The 21,092-nt window shown below is 60.6% G+C and carries 16 protein-coding genes; 3 read left to right on the forward strand and 13 right to left on the reverse strand.

Annotation, left to right across the window (positions count from 1 at the left end; genetic code table 11):
- Positions 1-28: 28 nt before the first annotated feature.
- Positions 29-319, forward strand: coding sequence for a winged helix-turn-helix domain-containing protein (locus BLL42_RS16080; RefSeq protein WP_071552986.1), 291 nt, complete (start codon positions 29-31; stop codon positions 317-319).
- Between the two features lie 60 nt (positions 320-379).
- Here BLL42_RS16080 and BLL42_RS16085 read toward each other — a convergent pair whose 3' ends face one another.
- Complete coding sequence (locus tag BLL42_RS16085) at positions 380-832, reverse strand: GNAT family N-acetyltransferase (RefSeq protein WP_071552987.1); 453 nt, start codon at positions 830-832, stop codon at positions 380-382.
- A 266-nt stretch (positions 833-1,098) separates the two neighbouring features.
- On the opposite strand from BLL42_RS16085, the gene BLL42_RS16090 reads away from it, so the two are divergent.
- Positions 1,099-1,836 (forward strand): substrate-binding periplasmic protein, encoded by a 738-nt coding sequence (locus BLL42_RS16090; protein WP_071552988.1) that lies wholly within the window; start codon positions 1,099-1,101, stop codon positions 1,834-1,836.
- A 72-nt stretch (positions 1,837-1,908) separates the two neighbouring features.
- On the opposite strand, the gene yccS is transcribed toward BLL42_RS16090, so the two are convergent.
- The 10 genes from yccS to betI form a co-directional block, all read right to left on the reverse strand.
- Positions 1,909-4,092: a YccS family putative transporter gene (gene yccS / locus BLL42_RS16095; protein WP_071552989.1), complete on the reverse strand. Its 2,184-nt coding sequence runs from the start codon at positions 4,090-4,092 to the stop codon at positions 1,909-1,911.
- A gap of 164 nt (positions 4,093-4,256) precedes the next feature.
- Entirely contained in the window at positions 4,257-5,435 is a 1,179-nt protein-coding gene (locus tag BLL42_RS16100) for a BaiN/RdsA family NAD(P)/FAD-dependent oxidoreductase (protein ID WP_071552990.1), read from the reverse strand.
- Positions 5,436-5,483: 48 nt separating this feature from the next.
- Positions 5,484-6,821, reverse strand: a complete 1,338-nt coding sequence (gene dbpA, locus BLL42_RS16105) for an ATP-dependent RNA helicase DbpA (protein ID WP_236721998.1) — start codon at positions 6,819-6,821, stop codon at positions 5,484-5,486.
- A 193-nt stretch (positions 6,822-7,014) separates the two neighbouring features.
- Positions 7,015-8,442, reverse strand: coding sequence for a multidrug transporter subunit MdtD (gene mdtD, locus BLL42_RS16110; protein WP_071552991.1), 1,428 nt, complete (start codon positions 8,440-8,442; stop codon positions 7,015-7,017).
- A 124-nt stretch (positions 8,443-8,566) separates the two neighbouring features.
- Positions 8,567-9,904 (reverse strand): TldD/PmbA family protein, encoded by a 1,338-nt coding sequence (locus BLL42_RS16115; RefSeq protein ID WP_071552992.1) that lies wholly within the window; start codon positions 9,902-9,904, stop codon positions 8,567-8,569.
- The gene (locus BLL42_RS16120; protein ID WP_071552993.1) at positions 9,904-11,346 is read right to left on the reverse strand and encodes a TldD/PmbA family protein; all 1,443 of its coding nucleotides are present in this window, start codon (positions 11,344-11,346) and stop codon (positions 9,904-9,906) included. Before BLL42_RS16120 ends, BLL42_RS16115 begins: the two co-directional genes overlap by 1 nt.
- Before the next feature lie 61 nt (positions 11,347-11,407).
- Positions 11,408-12,103 (reverse strand): RraA family protein, encoded by a 696-nt coding sequence (locus BLL42_RS16125; RefSeq protein ID WP_071552994.1) that lies wholly within the window; start codon positions 12,101-12,103, stop codon positions 11,408-11,410.
- Positions 12,104-12,382: 279 nt separating this feature from the next.
- A complete protein-coding gene (betA, locus tag BLL42_RS16130) occupies positions 12,383-14,086 on the reverse strand; it encodes a choline dehydrogenase (RefSeq protein ID WP_071552995.1) in 1,704 nt (567 codons plus the stop codon).
- Between the two features lie 153 nt (positions 14,087-14,239).
- Positions 14,240-15,712 (reverse strand): betaine-aldehyde dehydrogenase, encoded by a 1,473-nt coding sequence (gene betB, locus BLL42_RS16135; RefSeq protein WP_071552996.1) that lies wholly within the window; start codon positions 15,710-15,712, stop codon positions 14,240-14,242.
- 108 nt (positions 15,713-15,820) lie between these two features.
- Positions 15,821-16,414, reverse strand: a complete 594-nt coding sequence (betI, locus tag BLL42_RS16140; RefSeq protein WP_071552997.1) for a transcriptional regulator BetI — start codon at positions 16,412-16,414, stop codon at positions 15,821-15,823.
- Between the two features lie 480 nt (positions 16,415-16,894).
- Here betI and BLL42_RS16145 point away from each other — a divergent pair, with 480 nt between their 5' ends.
- Positions 16,895-18,835: a BCCT family transporter gene (locus BLL42_RS16145; RefSeq protein ID WP_236721999.1), complete on the forward strand. Its 1,941-nt coding sequence runs from the start codon at positions 16,895-16,897 to the stop codon at positions 18,833-18,835.
- 173 nt (positions 18,836-19,008) lie between these two features.
- Here BLL42_RS16145 and choV read toward each other — a convergent pair whose 3' ends face one another.
- Both choV and choW read right to left on the reverse strand, forming a co-directional pair.
- The gene (gene choV / locus BLL42_RS16150) at positions 19,009-20,187 is read right to left on the reverse strand and encodes a choline ABC transporter ATP-binding protein (RefSeq protein WP_071552999.1); all 1,179 of its coding nucleotides are present in this window, start codon (positions 20,185-20,187) and stop codon (positions 19,009-19,011) included.
- A complete protein-coding gene (choW, locus tag BLL42_RS16155) occupies positions 20,184-21,029 on the reverse strand; it encodes a choline ABC transporter permease subunit (RefSeq protein WP_071553000.1) in 846 nt (281 codons plus the stop codon). Before choW ends, choV begins: the two co-directional genes overlap by 4 nt.
- Positions 21,030-21,092: the final 63 nt, after the last annotated feature.

Below are 21,092 nucleotides of genomic sequence, written 5' to 3' on the forward strand. Positions count from 1 at the left end.
GATCTTCTAAAATAATAAAGGAGCGGACGTGAGCAAGACCAAGAGCAGCTTCTACCGTCGGTTGTACGTGGCGTACCTGATCGACAGCGGGCTGGCCAGCAGCGTCCCGGCGCTGACTGAGGTCACCGGTATGCCGCGGCGTACTGCCCAGGACACTATCGCCGCGTTGGCGGATTTGGATATTGTGTGTGAATTCGAGCAGGAAGAGGGCGCGCGCAACCATGCCGGGCGCTATCGGATTCGCGAGTGGGGAGCGATTGATCCACGCTGGATCGAGCAGCATTTGCAGCAGATCAAAGCAGTGCTGGAATACCCCTGAAACCTGATCGTTCCCACGCTCCTGTGTTGATCGTTCCCTCACTCTGCGTGGGAACGATCACTAGGGACGGCGCATCCCGATATGCGGAATGTCATCTTCCAGATATTCCTCGCCCACCACGACAAACCCGTAGCGCCCGTAATACCCCTGCAAATGCGCCTGGGCCGACAGATAGATCGGTAGGTCTGGCCAATACTTCTCGGCCTGTTTGAGTGCGTGCTCCATCAGTTCATGACCCAGGCCCTGGCCCCGTGCATGAGGTGCAATCACCACTCGGCCGATGACCACGTCACCGCCCTGTGAAATCGGGTCGAGCAAACGCAGGTAAGCCACCAGCCGATCACCGTCCCAGGCCATCAAATGGCAGGTGTCGCCGTCCAGGTCCAGCCCATCGACTTCCTGATAGGCGCATTTCTGTTCAACGACGAACACCTCAGTGCGCAACTGCAAAATGGCGTATAGCTGCTCTTTACCCAGATCGCTGTGGTGTTTGCAGACCCAATCAATTGTCATCTTCACATTCCTTGAACAACGTCGCTCCGATACTAAGCGTCCCGTCGCGGGATGTCTTGCGGCATAAATATCTGTGACAAAGGCCGTAATGCCATCATTCATTTCTCGCGGCGTTGTCTTCTTTGTGTAATCTGATTTTTAGCAGTTGGTTCTGGCTTCAATGAACTACTGTTAGGGCCGGGGTTGTGGCTGCGATTCGGCACACCGGCCTTCGAGTTTTTGGCTAAAAACACGCTGGGCTGTCCGCCCGCTAAGGATTTTTTAGCATGCCGCGATTGCATCTAGCCGTTGCTTTGATTGGATTGCTGTTGCTGAGCCAGACCGCCACAGCAGAAAAACTGCGGCTGGTGGCCGATGTCTGGCCACCATTTACCGATGCCACGCTGGTCAATGGCGGGCTGGCGACAGACATCGTCAGTACCGCGCTGGCGCGGGCGGGTTATGCCAGTGATTTCGAGCAGGTGCCTTGGGCCAGGGCCTTGCTGGGGGTGGGCGAAGGGCGTTACGACGTGCTGGTCAATGCCTGGTACAACGAAGAACGCACCCACATCGGGCAGTTTTCCAGCGAGTATCTGCTCAACCGGATACGTTTCATCAAGCGTAAAGACACGCCGATCGAATACAACAATTTGCAGCAACTGCACACTTATCCGATTGCCGTGGTGCGCGGCTATGCCTATTCGCCTGCGTTTGACAGTGACGTGGCCTTGCAGAAAGTCCAAGTGCACAACTTCGCCATGGCGGTGCGCATGCTCGCTGCTGACCGGGTGAAGCTGACCCTGGAAGATGAATACGTCGCCCGCTATTACCTGGCGCGCGAATCATCCAGGGTGCGCAATGCCGTGGAGTTCCTGCCCAATCCTCTGAGCGAAAACAGCCTGCATATTCTGGTCAGCCTGAAGAACCCCGACCATGAAAAGATTGTCGCCGGTTTCGACCGCGAAATTGCAGCGATGAAGGCGGATGGCAGCTATGAGCAACTGCTCAAGCAGCATGGGATGTGAAGACCCGAATTTGATCGTTCCCACGTCGAACCGTCTGCGTGGGAACGATCGCAGACGATCTCACCACAGATCTCACTCCTCGCTCGTATCCTTGATCAAATGCGCCGCCAACGTCCGCAACGGTCCCAATTGCCGGCAGATCAACGCCAGTTGGGTTTGCACCAGACGCTGACCTTCGTCGATCTCGTCGGGCATGTGTTCGAGCCCGGCGGCCAGGGCTTCTTCTTCGTCGCTCTGAATCGCAATCGGCAGTTTGCTCTCCAGCCCCTGGGCGATTTCGTCGATGCTGGCCGCGAGGCTGACCCCGGCCCCGTTGATCAACTGTTCGCGAACGTCAGCGGGCAGCTGGATTTCGCGGTGTGCGCCGAGGCCCGAGAGGTAGCTGAGCAAGGTGTGGGAAAGCACCAGGAAACGGAAGCCGACGTCGGCTTCCTTACGGAAATGCCCTGGCTCCATGAGCATGTTGGCCAAGGTGGTCGACAGCGCTGCATCGGCATTGTGGGCATTGCGTCGAGCCAGCCGATAGGCCAGGTCATCACGTTTGCCGGCGGCGTATTGCTGCATGATCTGCCGCAGGTAAATACTGTTGCAGGTCAGGGTGTTGGCCAGCACTTTGTTCAGCCGTCGACCTTGCCAGTCTGGCAGGAACAGAAGCACCGCCAGCCCTGCAATCAGGCCGCCGAGCAAGGTGTCGAGCAGCCTTGGCAGGAACAGTCCGTAACCGTCGCCGACCTGGTTGAAGCAGAACAAAATCATCAAGGTGATCGCTGCTGTCGCCAGGGTGTAGCGGGTGGTGCGGTTGATAAAGAACACCACCCCGGCGGCAATCGCGAAACACGATTGCACCAGCGGGTTGGGGAACAGATCGAACAACGCCCAGGCCAGGGTCAAACCAATCGCGGTGCCAAGGATCCGCTGACCGAGTTTGCGCCGCGTGGCGCCGTAGTTCGGTTGGCAGACAAACAGCGTGGTGAGGATGATCCAGTAGCCTTGCGATGGGTGGATCAAGTGCACCATGCCGTAGCCGATGGTCAGGGCCAGGGGCAAGCGCAGGGCATGCCGAAACAGCAACGAGGTCGGCGTCAGCTGCGTGCGCAGGCGCGTCCAGACGTCCTTGAGGTTGCGCGGTGAGCGGTCGAGCAGGCTGCTGTCGGTGGCGTCGGCCAGGCTGTCGGGGTTACTCGCGTCGCTGAGCAAGCGGTCAAGGGTGCCGAGGTTGGCTGCCAGTGCGCGCAATGAGCGCAGCAAGCCGCGCCAGGCCGGGTTGCTCTGGATGCGCAGGTGTTCGAGGGAGGCGTGCAGGTCGCTCAAGGCTTCGGCAAAGCTGTGGTCGTAGACGAACGGCTGGCGCATCTGGATCGACTCGGCCAATGCCCGGCAGGCTTTGCCTTGCTGGCGCAGCAGGCGTTGGCAGCGGAACAGCACGTCGCTGTGGAAAAAGGCTTCGGCCAAAGCGTTGTACGGATAGTGCGAAGAGCTGGCGCGTTCGTGGATGTCCTGGGCGAGGAAATACAGCTTCAGGTAGCGGCTGACTTTCGACCCCGGCCGCCCGTTGCCGACACGGTGCAGGATGATTTCCTTGGCGGCGTTGAGCGCCGCGACCACTCGGCCATTTTGCTGCGCCAGTTCCAGCCGCCGGGCTTCGACGTCCATCTGACGGATCGGCTCGAACAGCGATGATTTGAGCTTCAGGTAAAACCCCAGCTCGCGAAACAAACGCGCCAGGCTCTGTTGCACCGGCTGGTTGGAAAACAGCGCCTGCCACAGCACCGAGAGCAAGCCATACCAGGCGGCGCCGGCCACCAGCAACACCGGTTCATGCCAGAAATCGGTGACCGCGCCGCCGCGTTGGTCGACACCGATCATGGTGTACACCGACAGAATCAACGTCGCCGAGGCAATCGCGCCATAGCGTTCGCCCAGGGCGCCAAGCATGGTCAGGCCGAAACTGGCCAGTGCCAGGGCGAACACGAAGATGTACGGGTAGGGGAATAGCAGCTCGACCGAGCACGCGGCAACGCTGAAACACACCAGCGTCACGGCCAACGCATTGAGACGGCCCTGCCAGCTGTCGTCGGTTTCAGCCAGGGCGCTGGCGATAATCCCCAGGAACAGCGGGATCAGCAGGCCCATTTCATTTTGATACCAACACAGCGCCATGGTGCCGGTCAGGGCGATGAACACCCGCACGCTGTAGCTGAATTTATCCAACGCCCAAAGGCGACGCAGAGACTGACGAAACGAGGTCGATGGCATGAAGTGCGGAGGCCTTCCGGGGCAATGCAGCTAAATTGAGCCAGTAATGACGACGACGCAATGGCGCCGATCACATCTGACAGCAAAAACTGTTCCTTCCCTGGATCATGGCCCGTGGGAACACCACGTTACGGTGTTGAAACACGCCCCGTAGGGGTTCTGTGTCAGGCGTACTGCGCCGCCGCGTAACCCGACGCCCAAGCCCATTGGAAGTTGAAGCCGCCCAGGTGCCCGGTGACGTCCAGCACTTCTCCGATGAAGTACAGGCCAGGGCTTTTCAGCGATTCCATGGTTTTGGACGAGACTTCATGGGTGTCGACGCCGCCGAGTGTCACTTCGGCAGTGCGATAGCCTTCGGTGCCGGCCGGGACCAGTGTCCAGCTCGCCAGTTTTGTGGCGATATCGGCCAGCTCGGCGTGGGTGTACTGCTTCATCGGCTTGGAGACGAACCAGTTGTCGGCCAGCAGGTTGGCCATCTTCTTGGTGAAGATTTCGCCCAGCAGGGTTTTCAGCTCGCTGTTCGGCCGTTCGGCTTGCTGCTGTTGCAGCCAGTTCGGCACGTCGTGGTCTGGCATCAGATTGATTTCGACGGCGTCACCGGATTGCCAGAACGACGAAATCTGCAAAATAGCCGGGCCGCTGAGGCCACGGTGGGTGAACAGGATGTTCTCGCGAAAGCTCTGATCGTTGCAGCTCACCAGGCAATCCACCGACGTACCGGAGAGCTCGGTGCACAGTTCTTTGAGTTGGTCGGTGATGGTGAACGGCACCAGACCGGCGCGGGTGGGCAGCAACTGGTGGCCGAACTGCTTGGCCACTTGATAACCGAAACCGGTGGCGCCCAGGGTCGGGATCGACAGGCCGCCGGTGGCGATCACCAGCGATTCGCAGGTCAGCTGGCCCAATGTGGTTTCCAGCAGGTAACCGCTTTCGAGTTTCTCGATCTGCTGGATCGACGTGTCGAGGTGCAGGTTGACGCCGACCTGATCGCACTCGTCGAGGAGCATGCCGAGGATGTCACTGGATTTGTTATCGCAGAACAGCTGGCCAAGTTTTTTCTCGTGGTACGGCACGCCGTGTTTGGCCACCATCCCGATGAAATCCCATTGGGTGTAGCGCGCCAGCGCGGATTTGCAGAAATGCGCATTTTGCGAGAGAAAATTGCTCGGCTCGGTGTACATGTTGGTGAAATTGCAACGTCCACCACCGGACATGAGGATTTTCTTGCCGGCCTTGTTCGCGTGGTCGAGCAGCATCACCTTGCGCCCGCGCCCGGCGGCGGTCAGCGCACACATCAACCCAGCGGCGCCAGCGCCAATGATCACGACTTCGGTAGAGCGCAAAACGGTGTCCTCAAATAAACAGCCCGTACGTTGGATATGTGGTGTTGCTTACAAAATCCGTACGCGCAGCGAGCGGCCTTTGATCTTGCCGTCGTTCAGACGCTGCAAGGCTTGCTTGGCGATCCCGCGTTCCACGGCGACGTAGGCCTGGTAATCGAAGATCGCAATCTTGCCGACCTGGGCGCCAGGAACACCGGCATCGCCGGTCAGTGCGCCAAGGATGTCGCCTGGGCGAACCTTGTCTTTACGGCCGGCGCCGATGCACAAAGTGCTCATGGCCGGCAGCAGTGGGACACCGCCCTGGGAGGTCAGGTTGTCCAGTTGATCCCAGCTCAGCGGCGACTTCTGCAGTTGCTCGATGGCTTGGGCGCGATGGGCTTCGGACGGCGCTACCAGGCTGATGGCGATGCCTTTCTCACCGGCACGACCGGTACGGCCAACGCGGTGGATGTGGATTTCCGAGTCGCGGGCCAGTTCGACGTTGACCACCATGTCCAGCGCATCGATGTCCAGACCGCGGGCGGCGACATCGGTGGCGACCAATACCGAGGTACTGCGGTTGGCGAACATTGCCAGGACCTGGTCGCGATCACGCTGTTCCAGGTCACCGTGCAGGCCAACGGCCGAGATGCCTTTGGCAGTCAGGTGGTCGACGGTTTCCTGCACTTGCTGCTTGGTGAAGCAGAAAGCGACCGTGGATTGCGGACGGAAATGCGCGAGGACTTTGACCACCGCCTCCATGCGCTCTTCCGGCGAAATCTCGTAGAAACGCTGCTCGATCTGCGTGTCGTCGTGGAACGCCTCGGCCTTCACTTGCTGCGGGTTACGCATGAACTTCGACGCCAGCTGCTTGATGCCCACCGGATAAGTGGCGGAGAACAGCAGGGTCTGGCGACGCTCCGGGCACTGGGCGATGATTTCTTCGATGGAGTCGTAGAAACCCATGTCCAGCATGCGGTCGGCTTCGTCGAGGATCAGCGTGTTCAGGCCATGGAGCACCAGCGAACCCTTGCGCAGGTGTTGCTGGATGCGTCCCGGGGTGCCGACGATGATGTGTGCACCGTGTTCCAGCGAGCCAATCTGCGGACCGAACGAGACGCCGCCACACAGGGTCAGCACCTTGATGTTGTCTTCGGCGCGGGCCAGACGACGGATTTCCTTGGCGACCTGGTCAGCCAGCTCACGGGTCGGGCAAATGACCAACGCCTGGCAGCCGAAGAAACGCGGATTGATCGGGTTCAGCAGGCCGATACCGAAGGCGGCGGTTTTGCCGCTGCCGGTCTTGGCCTGGGCGATCAGGTCCATCCCCTTGAGGATCACCGGCAAGCTTTGCGCCTGGATCGGCGTCATCTGGGCATAACCGAGGGAGTCGAGGTTAGCCAGCATGGCGGCGGACAGCGGCAAAGTATTAAAAGCGGTGGCGATGGTGGTCACGGGACTGGCCTGCAAAACAAAATGTCGCGCAGTGTACCAGTCCCACGCTCTCCACCTGCAAATTCTGGACGAATAGTCGTAGCAGCCCCCGAAGGCGGTCCTGCGGACACGCAACGCAGCCTCGTGCCTCGACAGCTGCTACAGGTCAGTGCTCTATATCGTGCTCGCGGCTGACCATTCGTCGGCCATCCTTTGGAGAGAGCTGAGAAAAAATCGTCGCGGCGAGCATTGCCATGATTCCGACTGTGACGAAGGTCAGCTGAAACGCGCCCAGTACCGTGTCGACACCGTCATTACCGGCCTCTGCCGTGAAGCCGCCAAGCAGGGCGCCAGCGCAGGCAACGCCCAGACTCAGCGACAACTGCGCGACCACTGACAGCAGGCTGTTGCCGCTGCTGGCGCTGGCGTCGTCGAGGTCGATCAGGGTCACGGTGTTCATCGCCGTGAACTGCAAGGAGTTGATCGCGCCGAGTATCGCCAGTTGCACCAGCAGCAGCCAATAAGGCGTTTGTTCGCTGACCAGGCCCATGCTCGTCAGCATCAACCCCAGTGCCAGAGTGTTGCCGGTGAGCACAATGCGGTAGCCCAGGCGTTCGATCAGTGGTCGGGCGACTGACTTGGCAAACATCGCCGCCGCGGCCAGCGGCAACATGCTCATCCCCGCCTGGGACGGCGAGTAGCCCAATGCAACCTGTAGCAGCAACGGCACCAGAAACGGCAGGGCGCCGCTGCCGAGTCGGGCGAACAGGTTGCCGAGAATCCCCACGGCAAAGGTCCGGGTCTTGAACAGTGCCGGCGCGAACAACGGATTGTCGATGTGTCCGGCCCGCAGCCAATAAGCCGCCAGGCACGCCATGCCGCCGAACAACAGCAACATCACTCGCAAGTGCGGCAGGTGCAGCTCGCCCAGACCTTCCATGGCAATGGTGATCAGCACCATCGCCGCGCCGAACAGCAGGAAACCCAAGCCATCGAAGCGGGTGCGCTCAGCGCCACGCAGGTCCGGGATGAACTTCCAGACGGCGTAGCAACCGACCAGCCCGACCGGCAGGTTGATCAGGAAAATCCAGTGCCAGGTCAGGTATTGCACCATCCAGCCGCCCATGGTCGGGCCGATCAGCGGCCCGAGCAGGCCGGGAATGGTGATGAAACCCATGATTCGCACCAGTTCCGAACGCGGATAAGCGCGCAGCACCACCAATCGCCCGACCGGCAACATCAATGCGCCGCCCAGCCCCTGAATCACCCGGGCGCCGACCAGCATGGTCAAGGTGCTGGAGAGTGCACAGAGCAAGGAGCCGAGGCTGAACAAGAGGATCGCGCCGAAGAAGATTTTCCGGGTGCCGAAGCGGTCGGCGACCCAGCCCGACGCCGGAATCAGCAAGGCGACCGTGAGCATGTAGGCGATGACCACGCCCTGCATGCGCAGTGGGTCTTCTGCCAGATCGAGGGCCATGGCGGGCAGGGCGGTGTTGAGGATGGTCCCGTCGAGGGACTGCATGAAGAACGCAATCGCCACCACCCAGGGGACCCAACGGGCGGTGATTGCGTCAAGAGCCGGACGGTTGGGCATGGGACCTCGTGTGAGAGTGTGTTTGTTGAATTGTGTGTGCCCGAAAAGATCGCAGCCTGCGGCAGCTCCTACGCCGAACGCATACACCTGTAGGAGCTGCCGCAGGCTGCGATCTTTTGCGCCGTCACAAGGTCAGGGTCAATCTGCTGACCAGCGCTCCCGGCAACAACGCCGAAGCCGTCGCCCGTTGGCTGTAGGTGCTGGCCGACAGAATCAGCTCGCGCTCACGGGTCAGCGCTTCCAGCTGCGAACCGAGCAGGCTGTAGGCGCTGTCATCGAAGCGCATGGTGCTGACCGGCGCCTGAATCTCGCCGTTCTCGACCCAGAAGGTCGCGAAGCGGGTCATGCCGGTCAAGCGCGCGGCCGGCTGGTCCGAGTAGTTCAGGTACCACAGATTGCTGATGTACAAACCAGTACCGAGCTGCTTGAGAATCTCGGCTTCAGGCAATGTGCCCGCAGCCATGTTCAAGGCAGTTGGCGCCTCACCACCACTGGCGCCGTTGGCGGTCAGGCCGTATTCGGCAGCGCTGCGTGACCCTACCAGCCGCTCGCCAGCCTTGCCGGCAACGATCAACCCGAGATCGCTGCGCGGATAGCCCTCGCCGGAAAACGCCGGGCTCAGGGAACCACTGACTTTTTCATCCAGTGAGAGCCATGGGCTGAACGTGTTATCGCCAGCGTAGAGTTTTTGCAGCGGGCTGCTTTTGCTGGCAATCGACTGGGCAGAGAAGCCTCCCCAGCAGAGCATGCCGACGATTTCCTCCAGCGCTGCCGGCGCCAGATAGGCGCGGTACTGACCCGGCGCCAACGTGCGCAGTGGCCGCCCCAAGAACTCCAGCTGCTCGCGGGCCTGCTGGAAGCGTTTGGCGAAACCTTCGCTGTTCCAGTCGTGCCCGGCGTAGCTGGCTTTCACCGCTTGGCCGTTGGCGTGGAACAGGCTGAAATCGAAGTTGAAGCTGTTGGCCTGATGCCAGCCAAAGGCGCCGAACGAACTGGCGAATCCCTGGCTGATAGGCCCGGCGGCGTAGAAGCCGACCAGATCGAGCCCTTCGGCGGCGCGGGCGATTTCGGCGACCACCTGCTCGGTGTCCGGCAGCGGATGATCCTGCACATTCTTGCTCTGCCAGCCTGTGTGGTTGAGCAGCAGATACGGATCCTGCGGCAACAACGGCAGAGTTTCGCGCAGCTGTTGCAGACCTTCGGCCAGGCGCTGAAGGTCGACCTCTGGATCACCGGCGAGGGTGATGCTCAGGTCCGCATGCCGACCGTCATTGATCAGTTTGAAACCCAGGCTGGCCTGCTGAACCTGGCCAGCCTGGCGCACCTTGGCGTGGTTGAAGCGCACAAACGCCGACGATTCGGCGGCGTAGCTCAAGGTGAATTGTTCAGGCTCGGGCACCGCACTGCGCAACCATGCCACCAGTCCCTTGAATTGCTCGACCTGACTCAAAGCCGTACTCATCAGGCGTCTCCTCCAAACACATCAATGTTGCTGAACACGCAGGCCGGCGAGGCATGGCCGACGCGGATTACCTGGTTCGGTTCGCCCTTGCCGCAGTTCGGCGTGCCCAGCACCTTGAAGGTGCTGACGTCGCCAACGGCGCTGAGGTTGCGCCAGAACTGTGCGGAGATGCCCCGATAATTCGGGTTCTTCACCACGCCTTTGAGCTCGCCGTTTTCGATCAACTGAGCCCACTCGCAGCCAAACTGGAATTTATTCCGCGCATCGTCAATTGACCATGAGCGGTTAGTCGACATCAGCACACCGTGTTCGATGCCGCTGATCAGTTGTTCGAGCGGCTGGTCGCCAGGTTCGATGTTGAGGTTGGCCATGCGGTCGATGGGTGGACGGTTCCAGCCACAGGCGCGGCTATTGGCGACGCCGTCGAGACCTGCGCGAAATTGCGACAGCGCGCCGCCCAGTGGACGGATCAGCAAGCCTTCGCGGATCAGGAATTGTTTGCTCGCCGCCGTGCCGTCGTCGTCATGGCCGTAGCTGGCGAGCTGCTCGGGAATGTCCGGGTCGAAGGTCACGTTGAGCAGTTTCGAGCCGTATTGCAGGCTGCCGAAATCGCTGGTTTTGACGAAGCTGGTGCCGGCGTAATTGCGCTCGTCGCCGAGGATGCGGTCCAGTTCCAGAGGATGGCCGATGGACTCATGGATCTGCAGCATCATTTGGTCGGGCATCAGCAGCAGGTCGCGTTTGCCTTGCGGGGTGTTCGGTGCCAGTAGCAATTGCAGTGCCTGATCGGCGACTTGCGGGCCGGCGCCGATCAGGCCGCAACGGCTGATCACGTCCGCGCCGCCTTGCTGGCCGAAGTTCTCGCGGCCCAGGCTGCGGGTCTGGCTGTCGTTGCCGTTGTAGGCGGTGACGTCCAGCCCAGGATAAACAAAACGTTGCGCCTGGCGCAGTTCGGCGCCGGCGCTGTTGAGGTAGATCTGTTCGACGTGAGTCATGCCGATACTGACCTGCCAGTTCACCAGCCGCTCGTCCTTCGGCACGGCAGCGGATTCGGCACCGAGCAGTTGGTAGCAATCGCTGAGGGACGGGAAGGGTTGTTCCAGATTCGGAGACAGGTAATCGGCGCGCGCGCTGGAAACAGTTTGCTGACGCAGGTCGAGCAGGGCGTGGGCGGCCATCGAACGGGCCTGTTGTTCGGCGCGGTCGAGGGCGGCTTGCAGGCCCGATTGCGACAGATCATTGGTCGCGGCGTAGGCTTCGACGCCATTGACCCGTGCGGTCAGCATCGCGCCTTCGTCACGGCTCAGGCTTGGAGGCTCGGCAACATTTTTGCGTACCGACAGGTACTGGCCCGACTCGCGCACATAGCGCAGCGAAAAAAATTCAGCGCCGGTGCGCAGGGCAGCGAAACGCTGCTTGAGCTGGGGGTGGAAATCAAACATGCGGGGACCTCCTTGTGAATGGCGGCGACCTTGAGGCTGCTTTCGCTTTTGTAAGGGCCGTTTAGACCGGGCAACCCTTGGCGCGCAGGATGGCGTCGAAACGATCCGGGTCCAGTGTTCCGGCTTCGATAGCCGCAAGCGTAGCCTTTTCCCGCGCGAGCAGGTCGTGGCAACGTACCAGCAGCTCCGGCAGTTCGCTGCGCGATGCAGCCACCACACCGTCACCGTCGCCAATCATCAAGTCACCGGGGGCAACCAGCATGCCGGCGCAGGAAATCGGCACGTTGATTTCGCCGCCACCGTCGGTGCTCGGGCCACGGTGTACGCCGCCGATGGCGTAGGCCGGCAGTTCACCGGTTTGCCACTCGTCGAGGTCGCGCAGGGCGCCGTTGATCACCACGCCGACGATCCCGGCCTTGAGGGCCATGGCGCGCATGATGCCGCCGAACACGGCGCGGGTCAGGTCGGCACTGCCGTCGATCACCAGCACATCGCCCGGGCGGGCCATCTGCATGGCTTTGAGGATCATCAGGTTGTCGCCGGGACGCACGCGAACCGTCAGCGCACTGCCGAGCATCGGCGCATTGCCGTGGAAGGCTTTCAAACCCAGACCACCCACGTTGCGGCCCAGGCAATCGCTGACAGCCGCGGCGGGGATCTTGCTGAATGCCTGAAGCCATTTCGGATCGAGGGGTTCTACGTTTGGATTGATCAGGTAGCCGGTGGGCCATTTGCTCGAAGACACGACATCAAACATGAGTAAGCCTCGTGGCCAGCCAGAGGTGGCGGCTTGTCGATGGGGCGGGGGGTGAAACGTTTGCGCGGTGACTAGATTAGGCCTGCGCGGGGGGTGGGATCAAGGGTGAAACGGTGGGGCATCAGGTGCATGTCGGTTGGACACGGCTTGTAGGAGCTGCCGCAGGCTGCGATCTTGGCGGTGCATGGAGCGCCGACAGGAGTAGATCAAGATCAAAGGATCGCAGGCTGCGCCAGCTCCTATGGGGGCAGGAACAGGCGCAGCACCGCGGTGTAACGGTTACTGCGCGGTAGGAGCCACTTCACGCAGAGGCTTGCCACGTACCGGGGCGTCGCCCGCGACGTAGTACTTGGCCTTGCTGCGAGGCAGTGGCTGACGACCACGGATCTTGTCGGCGATTTTCTCGGCCATCATGATCGTTGGCGCGTTCAGGTTACCGGTGGTGATCAGCGGCATGATCGAGGCATCGACCACGCGCAGACCTTGCATCCCGTGGACGCGACCCTGGCCATCGACCACCGCCATGTCATCGGTGCCCATCTTGCACGAGCAGGACGGGTGGAACGCGGTTTCGGCGTGTTCACGGATGAACGTGTCCAGTTGCTCGTCGGTTTGCACTTCAATGCCCGGGCTCAGCTCGCGACCACGGAACGCGTCGAGTGCCGGCTGTTGCATGATTTCACGGGTCAGGCGGATGCCATCGCGAAATTCCTGCCAGTCTTGCTCGGTGGCCATATAGTTGAACAGGATGCTCGGGTACTGGCGCGGATCCTTGGATTTAACCTGGATGCGGCCACGGCTTGGCGAACGCATGGAACCCATGTGTGCCTGGAAACCGTGCTCTTTCACACCGTTGCTGCCGTTGTAGTTAATCGCCACCGGCAGGAAGTGGTACTGAATGTTCGGCCATTCGAAATCCGGACGCGTACGGATAAAACCGCCGGCTTCGAACTGGTTGCTGGCGCCGATACCGGTGCCGTTGAACATCCATTCGGCGCCAATGGCCGGCTGGTTGTACCAAATCAGCGACGGGTACAGCGAAACCGGCTGGGTGCACGCGTATTGCAGGTACAGTTCCAGGTGGTCCTGCAGGTTTTCGCCGACGCCTGGCAGGTCGTGAACCACGGGAATGTCCAGGCTTTCGAGCAGCTTGGCCGGGCCAACGCCGGAGCGTTGCAGGATTTGCGGCGAAGCGATCGCGCCGCTGCACAACAGCACTTCCTTACGGGCACGGGCTTCAACACGCTCTTCGGCGCTGCCCACCAGGTAACGCACGCCAACCGCACGCTTGCCTTCGAACAGAATCTTGTCGGTCAGGGCGTGGGTGACGATGTTCAGGGTCGAACGCTTTTTGGCGGTGTCCAGGTAACCGCGCGCGGTGCTGGAGCGACGGCCTTTAGGCGTTACGGTACGGTCCATCGGGCCGAAACCTTCCTGCTGGTAGCCGTTCAGGTCCTCGGTACGCGGGTAACCGGCCTGTACGCCTGCTTCAACCATCGCGTGGAACAGCGGGTTGTTGCCGGCTTTAGGCGTGGTCACGCTGACCGGGCCTTCGCCGCCGTGGTAGTCGTTCGCGCCGATGTCACGGGTTTCAGCTTTTCTGAAATAGGGCAAGCAGTCCAGGTAGGTCCAGTCTTCCAGGCCAGGGTTTTTCGCCCAGCCGTCGTAGTCCATGGCGTTACCGCGGATGTAGCACATGCCGTTGATCAGCGAAGAGCCGCCCAGGCCCTTGCCGCGACCGCATTCCATCCGGCGGCCGTCCATGTGTGGCTCTGGATCAGTCTCGTAGGCCCAGTTGTAGCGACGGCCTTGCAGCGGGAACGCCAGTGCAGCAGGCATTTGCGTGCGGAAGTCGAAACGGTAGTCCGGGCCGCCGGCTTCGAGCAGCAGAACGGTGACGCCTTCGTCTTCAGTCAGACGGGTCGCCAGGGTGTTACCGGCAGAGCCGGCCCCGATGATGATGTAGTCGTATTCCTGGGACATTGAATGCACCCTCTTGAAATGTGGTCAGGTCACCCGTAGCAGCTGCCGAGGCACGAGGCTGCGTTGCGGTCCGAAGGGCCGCCCTTGGGGGCCGCTTCGCAGCCCAACGCAGCCTCGTGCCTCGGCAGCTGCTACGGGTTGTGCAGGTGCGCTTTAGAAAACCGAGGCGTAATCGCCCAGCTCGACCTGTACCGATTTGATGCGGGTGAAGTTGTTCAGCGAGCTGATGCCGTTCTCACGACCGACACCCGACTGCTTGTAGCCGCCGACCGGCATCTTGGCGTCGGACTCGCCCCAGGCGTTGATCCAGCAGATACCGGCTTCCAGTTGATGAATCACGCGGTGAGCGCGGTTCAGGTCCTTGGTGACGACGCCAGCGGCCAGGCCGAACTCGGTGTCGTTGGCGCGGCGGATCACTTCTTCTTCGGTTTCATAGGTGAGGATGCTCATCACCGGGCCAAAGATTTCTTCACGAACGATGGTCATGTCGTCGGTGCAGTCGGTGAACACGGTCGGTGCCACGAAGGCGCCTTTAGCGAATTCGCCTTCGGTCAGACGATCACCGCCGCACAGCAGGCGAGCGCCTTCTTCTTTACCCTTGGCGATGTAGCCCAGCACGCTTTCCATGTGTGCGAAGCTGACCAGTGGGCCGAAGTTGGTGTTTTCGTCTTCCGGGTTGCCGACGCGGATACGGGCAACGCGTTCCACGATCTTGGCTTCAAAAGCGGCTTTCAGGTGACTCGGTACGAACACGCGAGTGCCGTTGGTGCAGACCTGACCGGAGCTGTAGAAGTTGGCCATCATGGCGGTGTCGGCGGCGCGATCGAGGTCGGCGTCGTCGAAAATGATCAGCGGGGATTTGCCGCCCAGTTCCATGGTCACGTCTTTCAAGGACGAGCCAGAAGCGCTGGCCATGACCTTCTTGCCGGTGTCGGTGCCGCCGGTGAAGGAGATTTTTTCGATGCGTGGGTGCTCGGTCAGCCAGGTGCCGACTTCACGGCCGCTGCCGGTCAGAACGTTGAACACGCCCGCTGGCAGGCCCGCTTCGGTGTAGATCTCAGCCAGTTTCAGGGTGGTCAGGGAAGTGACTTCGCTTGGCTTGAAGATCATCGCGTTACCGGCCGCCAGGGCGGGAGCGGATTTCCACAGCGCGATCTGGATCGGGTAGTTCCACGCGCCGATACCGGCCACGATGCCCAGTGGCTCGCGACGGGTGTAAACGAACGAAGTGGTGCGCAGCGGGATTTGCTCGCCTTCAATGGCGGGTACCAGGCCTGCGTAGTATTCCAGCACGTCAGCGCCGGTGACGATGTCGACGTAGCGGGTTTCGGAGTACGCCTTGCCGGTGTCCAGGGTTTCCAGCGCGGCCAGTTCATCGTTGCGCTCGCGCAGGATATCAACGGCACGGCGCAGGATGCGCGAACGCTCCATGGCCGTCATTGCAGCCCAGATCTTCTGGCCCTTTTCGGCGCTGACGACAGCGCGTTCGACGTCGGCGAAGGTTGCACGTTGCACTGTGGCGAGAACTTCACCGTTGGCCGGGTTGATGGCTTCGAAGGTGGCGTCGCCGCTGGCGTCGGAGTAACCGCCGTCGATGTAAAGTTTTTGCAGTTCGAAACGGGCCATAGAGTCCTCGCAAGTGCATTGGTTATTGGCGTTAGCCACTGGGCGTGCCGTAAAGCCTGGGCGACGCTGATCAGTAGCCGTTCAGGGGCTGAGCGTTTTATGTGTGCTCTAGCGCTCCTGCTTAGCCAGTTGGAAATCCATATATTCGTAAGCGATCCGTTGCGCCTGCTCGGTGTCGAAAGCGTCTCCCGACAGCGCGCCGCGCAACCACAAACCGTCAATCAGGGCTGCCAGTCCGCGTGCTGCGCTGCGTGCTTGATCAAGCGGCAGCATTCGGCGGAACTCGCAGCACAGGTTGGAATACAGGCGGTGATCGTTGATCCGCTGCAACCTGTGTAACGACGGTTGGTGCATGCTGGTTGCCCAGAAGGCCAACCAGGTTTTCATTGCCGGGCCATTGACCTGGCTGGCGTCGAAGTTGCCTTCGATGATCACCTGAAGATGAGCCCGTGGGCTGTCATCTCCCAGCGCCTGGCGGCGCGCGGTGACGTTCTCGCTGAGGACGTTCATCAGATGCCGCATCGTGGCGGCGATCAGGCCATTCTTGTCCTGAAAATAGTGACTGATGATGCCATTCGAGACACCGGCCAAACGGGCGATCAGCGCAATGCTGGCGTCCCCCATTCCGACCTGATCGACGGCCTGCAATGTGGCTTCGATCAACTGCTGACGGCGGATGGGTTGCATACCGACCTTGGGCATCTTGCACATCTCCTTAGGCCTTCCGGTGGACGAAAAACGGCTACCGGATTGAGGGCCAGTCTATTTTGTTTTGATTGAACGTTCAATCAACAAAGAATAAGATCTGCGACAAATCGTCGCTGCCTACAGGTTTTTCCTACATGTGGTTGGCGGAAAAACGACATCCGAAAATGCTCGAAACCCACGCGGGGCATGCTGCGAACCGATTTCAATGGACGTGTTGAATGGGCAAGACGCTCAGGGTCATGCGCTGCGTCATGTACGCGCGCGATCATCGAGGTCGGTTTTCAACGCTGCTGCTGCGGTTTCGGGCTTTTTTCGGGGTGTCTTTATATCACCCGCTGATCGGCTGCCAACTAACCGATTGGTCGGGTACTGCTTTGCCTTGTGTCTTTCTCTCGCACTGCCTGGAGCATCTGTGCAATGAGTTCTGCCTCTCTTATAAAGACCCCACCCGATAAGGTGACGGTCAACGGTTGGGTGTTCTACACCTCGACCGCATTGATCCTGCTGCTGACCGCCATCCTCATTGCCGCGCCGCAAGAAGCCGGGAGAATGCTGGGGATCGCTCAGGCCTGGTTGTCGCGCAGCTTCGGTTGGTACTACATGGTGGTGATCGCCGCCTATCTGGTCTTCGTCGTCGGCCTGGCGTTTTCGTCCTACGGCAAGCTCAAACTGGGCAGCAAGGACGATACCCCGGACTTCAGCTATGGCGCCTGGGCGGGGATGCTGTTCTCGTCCGGTATCGGCATCTCGCTGCTGTACTTCGGTGCTTCCGAGCCTTTGGATCACTACTTCAATCCGCCGGAAGGCGTGGCCGGCAGTAACCTGGCAGCGCGTCAGGCGGTGCAGCTGACGTTCCTGCATTGGGGCCTGCATGGCTGGGCGATCTACGCTTTGGTCGGTTTGGCCGTGGCGTACTTTGCATACCGTCATAACCAGCCGCTGGCGTTGCGTTCGGCGCTGTATCCGCTGGTGGGCGAGCGTTGGGTCAAAGGCGCGGCCGGTCATGCGGTGGACGGCTTTGGCATGTTCGTGACGCTGCTGGGTCTGGTGACTAACCTGGGGATTGGTTCGCTGCAAGTGTCGTCGGGTCTCGAGAACCTGTTCGGCATGGAGCACAGCAACACCAACCTGCTGATCGTGATCATCGTGATGAGCACCGTGGCAACCATTGCTGCGGTGTCGGGTGTGGAAAACGGCATCCGCCGTCTGTCCAACCTGAACATCGTGTTGTTCAGCGGCCTGCTGATTTTCGTCCTGCTGTTCGGCCCGACCCTGCACCTGCTCAACGGCTTCGTGCAGAACATCGGCGACTACCTGAACGGTGTGGTGCTGAAAACCTTCGACCTTTATGTATACGAAGCCGACAACGCCAAATCCGAGCGCTGGTTGGGCCTGTGGACGTTGTTCTACTGGGCCTGGTGGATTTCCTGGGCCCCATTCGTCGGCATGTTCATCGCGCGTATTTCTCGCGGTCGTACCGTGCGTGAACTGGTGGCCGGCGTGCTGCTGATTCCGCTGGGTTTCACCTTGGCCTGGCTGTCGATCTTCGGTAATTCGGCACTGGATCTGGTGATGAACCATGGGGCGGTGGAGCTCGGGAAGACGGCGCTGGAACAGCCGTCGATGGCGATCTATCAGTTGCTTGAGCATTATCCTGCGTCGAAGATCGTGATCGGCGTGTCGATCTTTGTCGGTTTCGTGTTGTTCCTGACCCCGGCCGACTCTGGCGCGGTGATGATGGCGAACCTGTCCTGCAAGGGCGGCAACGTCGACGAAGACGCCCCGCACTGGCTGCGGATCTTCTGGTCGGCGGTGATCACGCTGGTGACCATTGGCTTGCTGTTCGCCGGTAACTTCGAAGCCATGCAAACCATGGTGGTGCTGGCCGGCCTGCCGTTCTCGGTGGTGCTGGTGTTCTTCATGTTCGGCTTGCACAAGGCCATGCGTCAGGACGTGCAGATCGAGCAGGAACAGGCCGAGCTGGCGGCGCGTGGTCGTCGTGGTTTCAGCGAGCGTTTGACTCAGTTGGACCTGCAACCGAGCCAGTCGATCGTTCAGCGCTTCATGGACAAGCAAGTCAGCCCGGCGCTGGACGATGCGGCGGCGCAATTGCGCACTCAGGGTCTGGACGTGCAGACGTTGCTGGGTAAAGCCAAGCGTTGCATGGGTGTGCGGATCGAGATGGAAGAGGGCAACCCTTTTGTCTACGAAGTGAGCCTGGACGGCTATCTGGCGGCGCCGAGCGAGTCGCCGAGCCCGGATGAAGCGCGCACGCGTTACTACCGCGCCGAGGTGTACCTGCACAACGGCAGTCAGGAGTACGACTTGATGGGTTTCACTCAGGATCAGATCACCCGTGATGTGCTCGATCAGTTTGAAAGCCATCGGCAGCTCCTGGGCCGGGTGTATAGCTAAGACTTAAGTGACGCGGTGCATCAGTTGCACCGCGTCGTGCCTAAAAGATCGCAGCCTGCGGCAGCTCCTACGCCGAACGCATTTCCTGTAGGAGCTGCCGTAGGCTGCGATCTTTTGATCTACTGACCCAACAAAAACGCCGCGATCCTCGCGGCGTTTTTGTGTCTGCTGCCTTACCCCAGGTTCTTGCCAAGCAGCGCGTGGTACAGCTCGCTGTCGCCGAGAATCCCCACCACATGATTGTTGTCATGCAGCACCAGTTTGTTGCCGGTCTGATAACGAATCTGCAACGCGTCGCGCATGCCGATGTTCGAGTCCACCAGCGTGGGTCGACGGCCCAGGCCTTCCACTGCTTGCCCCGGTACCCAGTTCTGCAGGTCCAGGCTCGCGCCGTTCTGGCGTGCGCCTTTGATGGTGTTGCCTTCGGCCAGGTCCAGCCACGAGTCGCCGCCCGGATCCAGGCATACCGAGCCGTTGATGCGTTTGCAGTTGTCCAGCGTGCGCATCAGGCTGCGACCGCAGAGCACGTTCAGCGGGTTGGTGTGTGCCACGAAGGTCCGCACGTAGTCATCGGCCGGGTTGAGGACGATTTCTTCCGGCTTGCTGTACTGGATGATCCGGCCGTCTTTCATGATTGCGATACGGCTGCCGAGTTTCAGCGCTTCATCGAGGTCGTGGCTCACGAACACGATGGTCTTGTGCAGCTTGCGTTGCAGTTCCAGCAGTTCGTCTTGCAGGCCTTGGCGAATCAGCGGATCAAGTGCCGAGAAGGGTTCGTCCATCAGCAGAATGTCGGCGTCCATCGCCAGCGCACGGGCCAGGCCCACACGTTGCTGCATGCCGCCGGAGAGTTCGTCGGGCTTCTTGTTACGCCATTGGGTCAGGCCCACCAGTTCGAGCTTTTCGTCGACCAACTGGCGACGTTCCTTCTCCGGACGACCCTGCATCTCGAGGCCGAAGCTGATGTTTTCGCGCACCGTCAGCCAAGGCATCAGGGCGAACTTCTGGAACACCATGGCGATGCGCTTGGTGCGCATCATTTTCAGTTCGGCCGGGGTGCAGGAAGCAATGTCGATCTGTCGACCTTCATGCTCGACGAACAGCTTGCCACGGCTGACCGTGTTCAAGCCGTTGATGCAGCGCAGCAGGCTGGATTTGCCGGAGCCAGAGAGGCCCATCAGCACACAGATTTCGCCTTTCTCGATGTCCAGGCTGGCTTTTTCAACGCCAACGATTTGCCCGGTTTTTTTCAGGATCTGGTCGCGGGTCATGCCTTGGTCGAGCAATTTCAGGGCTTCACGCGGGTCTTTGGAGAAGATCACGTCGACCTGATCGAAGCGAATGATGCTCATGCGTCACCCCCTACTTTGGCGTCGGGTTGTTTGCAGATACGGTCGAGCATGATCGCCAGCAGTACGATCGCCAACCCGGCTTCGAAGCCCAGGGCGATATCGGCAGTGTTCAGTGCGTTGACCACGGGTTTGCCCAGGCCATCGGCGCCCACCAGTGCCGCGATCACCACCATCGACAACGACAGCATGATGCACTGGGTGATACCGGCCGCGATGCTCGGCATCGCGTGGGGCAGCTCAATGCGAGAGAGCAGCTGACGGCGCGAGCAGCCAAAGGCCTTGCCGGCGTCCATCAGTTCTTGCGGCACATCGCGGATACCCAGGTAGGTCAGGCGGATAGGCGCGGCAATCGCGAACACTACCGTTGAAATCAGACCCGGGACTACACCGAGACCGAACAGGGTCAGGGTAGGAATGAGGTACACGAACGTCGGTACGGTCTGCATCAGATCGAGCACCGGACGCATCAGCGTGTAGAACATCGGTTTGTGCGCGGCGACGATGCCCAACGGCACGCCTATGATCACGCAGACGAAGGTGGCGAACAGCACCTGGGCGAGGGTTTCCATGGTTTCCTGCCAGTAGCCCAGATTGAGGATCAGCAGGAAGGAGGCGATGACGAAAACGGTCAGGCCCCATTTGCGTTGAATGAAGTGAGCCAGCAAGGCGATCAGGCCGATCAATGCCAGCGGGTTGAACCAGGTCAGCGCAAACGTCACGCCGTGGATCATCGTTTCCAGTGTCGTGGCGATCGCATCGAATGTGCTGGCGCCGTGTTGCGTCAACCATTCAACGAAGGCAGCGATGTACTGGCCTAAAGGGATTTTCTGATCAATCAGCATGGTAGTGAACGTCCGCATGCAAGGAAAAAACAGCCCGGGCGAGCGAACTCGCCCGGCGTCAAC

It is taken from the genome of Pseudomonas frederiksbergensis, from assembly GCF_001874645.1.
GTDB lineage: Bacteria > Pseudomonadota > Gammaproteobacteria > Pseudomonadales > Pseudomonadaceae > Aquipseudomonas > Aquipseudomonas frederiksbergensis_B.

Bases quoted from the DNA above. Each gene is read 5' to 3' on its own strand.
- choV (WP_071552999.1), bottom strand. From the start codon at position 20,187: ATGAGCATCATTCGCTTCGATCAGGTCGACGTGATCTTCTCCAAAGAC.
- betA (WP_071552995.1), bottom strand. From the start codon at position 14,086: ATGTCCCAGGAATACGACTACATCATCATCGGGGCCGGCTCTGCCGGT.
- betI (WP_071552997.1), bottom strand. From the start codon at position 16,414: ATGCCCAAGGTCGGTATGCAACCCATCCGCCGTCAGCAGTTGATCGAA.
- yccS (WP_071552989.1), bottom strand. From the start codon at position 4,092: ATGCCATCGACCTCGTTTCGTCAGTCTCTGCGTCGCCTTTGGGCGTTG.
- BLL42_RS16120 (WP_071552993.1), bottom strand. From the start codon at position 11,346: ATGTTTGATTTCCACCCCCAGCTCAAGCAGCGTTTCGCTGCCCTGCGC.
- mdtD (WP_071552991.1), bottom strand. From the start codon at position 8,442: ATGCCCAACCGTCCGGCTCTTGACGCAATCACCGCCCGTTGGGTCCCC.
- dbpA (WP_236721998.1), bottom strand. From the start codon at position 6,821: ATGCTGGCTAACCTCGACTCCCTCGGTTATGCCCAGATGACGCCGATC.
- BLL42_RS16115 (WP_071552992.1), bottom strand. From the start codon at position 9,904: ATGAGTACGGCTTTGAGTCAGGTCGAGCAATTCAAGGGACTGGTGGCA.
- BLL42_RS16090 (WP_071552988.1), top strand. From the start codon at position 1,099: ATGCCGCGATTGCATCTAGCCGTTGCTTTGATTGGATTGCTGTTGCTG.
- BLL42_RS16125 (WP_071552994.1), bottom strand. From the start codon at position 12,103: ATGTTTGATGTCGTGTCTTCGAGCAAATGGCCCACCGGCTACCTGATC.
- choW (WP_071553000.1), bottom strand. From the start codon at position 21,029: ATGCTGATTGATCAGAAAATCCCTTTAGGCCAGTACATCGCTGCCTTC.
- BLL42_RS16085 (WP_071552987.1), bottom strand. From the start codon at position 832: ATGACAATTGATTGGGTCTGCAAACACCACAGCGATCTGGGTAAAGAG.
- betB (WP_071552996.1), bottom strand. From the start codon at position 15,712: ATGGCCCGTTTCGAACTGCAAAAACTTTACATCGACGGCGGTTACTCC.